Annotated in this window: 2 protein-coding genes; both read right to left on the bottom strand. The window is 56.0% G+C overall.

The genetic code is table 11. The features are described from left to right. Positions 1-537: 537 nt before the first annotated feature. Positions 538-1305, bottom strand: a complete 768-nt coding sequence (locus tag WB528_RS11970) for a hypothetical protein (RefSeq protein WP_423888625.1) — start codon at positions 1303-1305, stop codon at positions 538-540. 167 nt (positions 1306-1472) lie between these two features. Continuing rightward, the coding region (locus WB528_RS11965) for an IS1595 family transposase (protein ID WP_423888624.1) at positions 1473-2371 on the bottom strand (899 nt) is incomplete at its 5' end.

Here is a 2371-nt window from a genome sequence, read left to right as displayed (position 1 = left end):
TAACCCGACGCATCCGAGCGAAGAGATCCTGCTCAACGAGCTGGAAGTGTTCGGCAAAGTGCTCTGCTGCCTCAAGCTGTTCTAGACCGCGGGCGGCGCGCGCGGCGGCGCGCACGACACTCATCCTTCCTGTTTTCGCGATGCGAATCATGACGCGCATGACGTGCCCGTAGTCCCTACCGGCGTCGCGACGCGGTGCCGATTCGGTTACAAATATTGACAAATGTCCCCGTTTAAGGTACGAGAATGCGCCGCCTCTTTGGGGGGCGATTGTCTGCCAGTTGACAAAAGTAGCCGGTCACCATACACGCGAGAAAGCCCAAAAACCGGCGACAAAGGGAAAACCGTAGGAAGCCATGCCTGTGACATCCACTACCCGCCGGAAACGGCAGGGACGCGGATCGGGCATAGAGCGACGGCATGCGCGCAAAAGTCACCGGAAAGGCTCCGCAATGGCCATAGGCGCATTGCTCAGCGGCTTAGGGCTGCTCTTGCAGGGATTGGCTGCGCTGCTGCACTAGTTGTAACGACGGCCGCTTATTCTGCGACGTTGCCCCACATTTCGTTGCTGCGCAGGTCGGCCGGAATGACGGGGCCGACCTGGAGAGATTTTGGCAGGGGCTTCGGCCCGACTTCAATAACAAGCGCACAAGGAGGCCCCACCGCCGGTAGCATTGTTGGCAGAATTTCTGCTCCCCTTTCGTCGAGGCGATGTACGGGATACGCAAGTTCGGCATCAATCTTGTTGTGCAGCAACACGTCCTTGAGCGCCTTGGCTGCCTCATCTGTCCGCTGCGCAGATTCAAGGCTATTGAACACTAAATGGATGAATACGCCTTGGCGGCGGAAGTCGAATTGCGGAAGTCGATCTTTCGACCGAGTCCATTTCGCCAAATCGAGCATAAATCTAATTTGGCCCGCCGCGCTTTTCGATTCCGAGTCAGGTGCCGACACAACGACAAAAGGGGTGTCCTTAAATTTTGAGAGTGCTGCTGCAGTAAGTCGTTGCTCTAGCAAACGCGGTAACAGCGCAAGATGGAGTGCGATGATCTGGTCGTTTTGGACGCGAATCACGGATTGCTGGGAATTACTAATCCCTTCGTCGGTGACGAAGAGCTTTATGGTGCAAAACGATTCGAGGATAACGCCAATTACGACAAGCCCCGTCGGTATATTTAATTTCCAGCCAGCCTCCCAAATGATTCCTATGGCGACGACAATGCCGCCTGCCACGGACCCGTATATTAGTGCAGCACGAACTGCATCAGGGTCGCCAGCAAGCAAAGCATACAAGTATGCGACCATTTTGGCCCCACTCGCGCTGCTTTTCGCGCTTTTAGCAGCTATTTTTGCAATCGCCAGAGGCGTGGTTAAGCGTTTTCGGAACTGCTAAAATGGCAACTCCAATTGCTCATCGTTCGGTTCGCTGGCATCGTCCCCGTTTAGCTGAGACGGATGCCAGTGACCACGCCTCAGCAGCCTGCTATCGCCGTATCGAACATGTCGGGATTAAAGCGGTTGTTGTAACGGAACTGAAATTCCGCGACGTACAGAGGCATATATTTTTCGCTCATCTTGTGGAACGTGCCGACAACGCCGCGCTTGAAGATGCTCCAAAAGCCTTCAATCGTATTGGTGTGCACCGCGCCGACCACGTACTGACGTGCTTGATGCTCCACATATTGGCGCGGAAATTCGTGCAAGCCGTCATAGACCGCGTTGGCATCTGTCGCCAGCAGGCTAACCTTATTCGACACGACCTCGCGCACGAACCGCTGAGCCGCCTTGGCGGTGACCGATTTGAGCACGCGGGCAACCACGTTGCCCTGTCGCTCGACTGCGCCGATGATCGGCGTCTTGCCGCTACCAGCGCCACCCGTTCCCTTGAAACGCTTATTGGCGTGGCGGTTGTATTCCTTGCCGCCAATCCACGTTTCATCAACCTCCACAATGCCACCAAGCTTTTGTTCCGGAGCAATCAAGGCTGCGCGGATTTTGTGACACATGGAATGGGCCGTCTCGTAGCTGCCGAAGCCGAGCATGCGTTGAATTTGCAGGGCACTCATTCCCTTCTTGCTGGAAAACATCAGATGGGCGACGCGATACCAGTCGCGGAGCGGCTTCTTGGTGTTCTCGAAGATGGTCCCGGTAAGGCACGAAAACCGATAGCCCTGCGACGCACACGCTCGGCATTGCCAGTGGAAGGGCTTGTAGCTCGAAGCATCGTACAGGTCGGTATTCCCGCAACGGGGACAATGCACGCCTTCCGGCCATCGTCGCGCGACCAAGTACCGAAGGCAGGCTTCGTGGTCACCGATAGGAAAACGCTCCTCAAACTGCTTCGCAGTCATTTGCGGGACTGGTTTAGGAC

This window comes from Bradyrhizobium sp. (genome assembly GCF_049586575.1).
Lineage (GTDB): Bacteria > Pseudomonadota > Alphaproteobacteria > Rhizobiales > Xanthobacteraceae > Bradyrhizobium.
This window is presented reverse-complemented; position numbering and strand designations above follow the sequence as displayed.

Coding starts and splice junctions, on each gene's coding strand:
- WB528_RS11970 (WP_423888625.1), bottom strand. CDS start 1,305: ATGGTCGCATACTTGTATGCTTTGCTTGCTGGCGACCCTGATGCAGTT.